Source organism: bacterium (genome assembly GCA_037131655.1).
Taxonomy (GTDB): domain Bacteria; phylum Armatimonadota; class Fimbriimonadia; order Fimbriimonadales; family JBAXQP01; genus JBAXQP01.
Map to the genome: position 1 here is coordinate 1 of JBAXQP010000248.1, position 3,980 is coordinate 3,980.

Annotated in this window: 4 protein-coding genes; all 4 read left to right on the plus strand. The window is 48.6% G+C overall.

Features of this window, described 5'->3' with window-relative positions:
- Positions 1-212: 212 nt before the first annotated feature.
- The gene (gene murJ / locus WCO51_10540) at positions 213-1,886 is read left to right on the plus strand and encodes a murein biosynthesis integral membrane protein MurJ (GenBank protein MEI6513695.1); all 1,674 of its coding nucleotides are present in this window, start codon (positions 213-215) and stop codon (positions 1,884-1,886) included.
- Positions 1,887-1,955: 69 nt separating this feature from the next.
- Positions 1,956-2,591 carry a PilZ domain-containing protein gene (locus WCO51_10545; protein MEI6513696.1) on the plus strand — a complete coding sequence of 212 codons (636 nt, stop codon included), beginning with the start codon at positions 1,956-1,958 and terminating at the stop codon, positions 2,589-2,591.
- Position 2,592: 1 nt separating this feature from the next.
- Complete coding sequence (locus WCO51_10550) at positions 2,593-3,477, plus strand: dihydrodipicolinate synthase family protein (GenBank protein MEI6513697.1); 885 nt, start codon at positions 2,593-2,595, stop codon at positions 3,475-3,477.
- A gap of 103 nt (positions 3,478-3,580) precedes the next feature.
- Positions 3,581-3,980, plus strand: a 400-nt coding sequence (locus WCO51_10555) for a sialidase family protein (GenBank protein ID MEI6513698.1), incomplete at its 3' end; no start/stop codon positions are given.

The window sequence follows — 3,980 nt, forward strand, 5'->3', positions numbered from 1 at the left end:
GCCTGCCCAACCACGCCCCCCTCCAACTCCTCACCGAGTATGCCCATACCGACCAATCCACCCAAGAACTCTGCCTCCTAGCCGCAGCGTTGATAGAGGGATTGGAAGCCTGAGTTGTTCTTTCACTATTTAGTATGTTTATGGGTAAAGGTACGTTGCATCTAAGATTGTTGCGCTTCGGGGGGTTGCACGGGTAATCTTTACTCACTAAAATGAAGCCATCAGACACAGACCAGACGCCAATCGGGATTCCGTCAGTTGCGGATGTTACCGAGACAAATGCACCTGAACCCACACAATTATCAAACCGCGACCGCACAGTTGCGAAAGCGTCGTTGATTATGATGGCTGCGATCTTGTTAAGCCGTGTGCTCGGGCAATTTCGTGATACGGTTATTTCCGCTCTTTTCGGCCTTAACGCTAATACCGATGTATACCGCTCAGCCTTTGCCCTGCCGGATGTTCTCTTCTTCCTTATAGCAGGCGGTGCACTGTCCTCCTCGTTTATCCCCGTCTTCTCATCTTATCTAAGCAAAGGGGAAGATGAAGAGGCCTGGAAGGTGTTCTCGGTCGTTGCGACAGTGATGGCTATCGTATTAGTTGTGGTCATCATTTTATGCGAGATATTCGCGCGGCCTTTAGTAGGTATCTTGCGAAATGGACTTACACCCCAACAGCTCGATCAGACGGCATTCTTAACACGGATTGTTCTACCAAGTCAGTTTGCCTTCTTCCTTGGGGCTTTAATGTTCGCCACTTTATACACCCGGCAACACTTTCTGATACCCGCTTTGGGGCCGAATGTTTACAATCTCGGAATTATTATCGGCGGTATTCTACTAGCGCGGTTTGCTAATGCAGGCATCACAGGGTTTGCCATCGGCGCACTTGTTGGCGCACTTATCGGCAACCTTGTCATACCGTTGATTGCGCTACGCAAGCTTGGCATTCACTACCGCTGGAGCCTCGATATACACCATCCGGGGGTTAAACGAGTAGGACAACTCATGCTTCCAGTCATTTTGGGGCTATCACTGCCCGGCATTTATGGTCTTATTAACGGTTTTCACGCCTCATACCTAAAGCCTGGTTCAATCTCAGCCCTTGACCAGGCAAATAGATTAATGCAAGCTCCGCTCGGCATCTTTGGTCAGTCCCTAGCGATTGCTGTGTTTCCAACTTTAAGCTTACTGGCAGCCCAGCAAAACTTCACTGCTTATAAAAGCACCTTGAGCCGAGCGCTTCGCAATGTTTTCTTCTTAACCATACCTGTCTCTATCGCTCTGATCATCTTTTCGTTAGATATTGTAAGAGTGCTTTTTGAGCATGGAAAGTTCAAATCAGCCGACTCTTCGATGACAGCCATCGCCTTAATCTATTACTGCGTTGGGATTTCCGCTTGGTCATTACTGGCAATTATTCAACGCAGCTTCTATGCCGTTCAGGACACCAAAACGCCTGTCATTATCGGCACCATCACGACCATTCTTTTCTTCCCTTTGAGCTATTACCTAGCCCAATGGATGGACCACTCCGGTCTAGCGTTCGCCACTTCAATCGCTGCAGTCATTCAGGCTGTGTGGCTTATATGGGCATTTAATCGCAAAATCGGAGGTGTCGGAATCGGAAATCTTATGCTCGGCTTTTCCAAAACACTTGTGGCCGGCGCTGTGATGGCAGTTTTTTGTTACTACACCCGCGGCCAAATCCTTCACTTGGCTGAACACAGGCACTTGACGCCATTCTTTGTTTCAGTTTTTGTCCTACTAATATCCGGCGGACTTGGAACACTGATCTTCCTGCTAATGGCGCGGTTGATGAAGATGGAAGAGCTATCTTCGGCGATGCAGCTTCTCAAACGACGTAAAGCTGTGACTAATTCCTAATTTGATTACAGGCTTTCACTTGACTGCCCGACAATATAACTTGTATATCGATAATTATCAGGTGAAGAAGTGAAAGTTTACTTACAAGAAGGCGACAACTTGCTAGTCGCCGCTTCTGGACAAAATAGCAGTACCTTCACGGCTGTTGGCCGTATCGAACGCCTTGAGCCGTTTATCGTTCGCATCTTAACACCGCCCAATAATGGGGTTCCTAAATTTACGAATGGTTTCCCCTTAGTCCTTCTTGCTCAACGCAAGTCAGTGAATTATCGCGCGGATGCATCGGTGACTGAATGCTCTCCGAAACATGATGGGATGTATTTAGAGCTTAATGTACCCAGATGGCAAAAACTTGAACGACGTCGTTCGCCCAGAGTTCGAACAGCGATGCCTATCATAATTGTATCTACCGAGGAATTGGAATCCGCATCCAGATTCACGAAAAGCAGTGGAATGATTGTTGACATCGGTATCACTGGAGCGAGGTTCCTTACGGAGATCCAATTGGGTTTGAACTGGCTCGTCCATGTCGAAGGCACCTTGCCCAACCAACGCCCGTTTCGCGCTCTTGCAGAGGTAGTGCGTTTAGGCGACATCAAATGCGAAAATAAGTATGAATACGCGCTCAACTTTGTTGAACTGTTGGGCGACACAAAAGATGCGCTAAAACTCTTTTTAAGAGCGGAGGCCAGAGAAGGGGCATAAAATGTCGGTATTAGAAGGTGTTTTCACTGCGATCGTCACTCCGTTTCTACCTACAGGAGAAATTGACGAAGCATCATTTGCACGCCTATTGGCGTTTCAAGAAGCAGGCGGAGTTTCCGGTGTAGTCGTTAGCGGAACCTATGGCGAGGGCGGCTCGATCTCTACGGAGGAAAGAAAACGCCTTTTCGAGCTAGCGGCTCAACAAAGAGGCAAACTTAAATTAATTGCAGGCTCCGGGTGCTCCAATTTCGCCGAAACCGTCCACTTAACCCGTTTTGCAAGCAAACTTGGCTTTGATGCAGCTTTGGTAATCCCACCCTACTTCTTCAAAAACGTCCCCGACGTGGGGGTTGCCGCCTATTATGCGAAGCTATTCGATGTGACCGAACTGCCCGTATTACTCTATAACATCCCCGGCATCTCATGCGTGCCCATCACTGAGGGGGTTGTTCGGCCATTGCTCGAATATCCAAACCTATTAGGCATAAAAGACAGCACCGGACAGATTGAGTTTGCGCAGCTATATCGACAGAAATTCCCAGAGTTAGCCTGGTTTGTCGGCAACGATTATTTCCATTCTGAAGCCTATCGAATGGGCGCTGTAGGCGCAATTTCCGGCCCCTCTAACACCTATCCTGAGTTAGTAACCGGTATTTGGCGAGCGCATAAAATGGGAGGCGATCTCGATACTGCACAAATCCGCCTCGATCAATTCCTTCGTGTACTCGATGAATATCCCGTCCCTGCAGGAGTGAAAGCGCTATTAGAAGCTCGCGGCATCCCCAGCGGCTCAGTCCGTCTACCCTTACTCGATCTAAGTGAAGCAGACCGCAAGCGCATAATCATGCAAATCCAAGCACTTGGCTTGCCCCTAGAAGCTTTATAATAAACACATCACTCAAGCCCCTCGGGCAAATTGCCCGTGGGGCTTTTCTATTTGAGTCTATAGCATGTAAAATTACATTATCTTGATGAGTGGAACTGAGATAGTGAAAACAACACAGATCAACCAAAAAGTTGAAGCCGAACATGGGGTTGTTTGCAGTCTGGCGAATGATTATTTCGGCTATTTTGGTTGGCCGACTGTGGCTCGGATGGATGACGGGACGCTTATTGCTACCGCTTCAGGCTTTCGTCACGCCCATGTTTGCCCGTATGGCCGAAGTGTGATCAGCATGAGCTATGACGAAGGCCGCACTTGGACCCACCCACGGGTAATTAATGACTCCCCGCTCGATGACCGCGACACGGGTGTGATTTCGCTGGGCGGCAAGAAACTGATGATTAACTGGTTCTCAAGCACGTTCTACCACGACTACACCCAACAGCCCGAGTTCATTCGATACCCTTACGATTGGGATAAGCAGTTCGAATGGTCTTGGATACGCA

Excerpts from the sequence above, each read along its gene's own strand:
- murJ (MEI6513695.1), top strand. The coding sequence starts at position 213 with ATGAAGCCATCAGACACAGACCAGACGCCAATCGGGATTCCGTCAGTT.
- WCO51_10550 (MEI6513697.1), top strand. The coding sequence starts at position 2,593 with ATGTCGGTATTAGAAGGTGTTTTCACTGCGATCGTCACTCCGTTTCTA.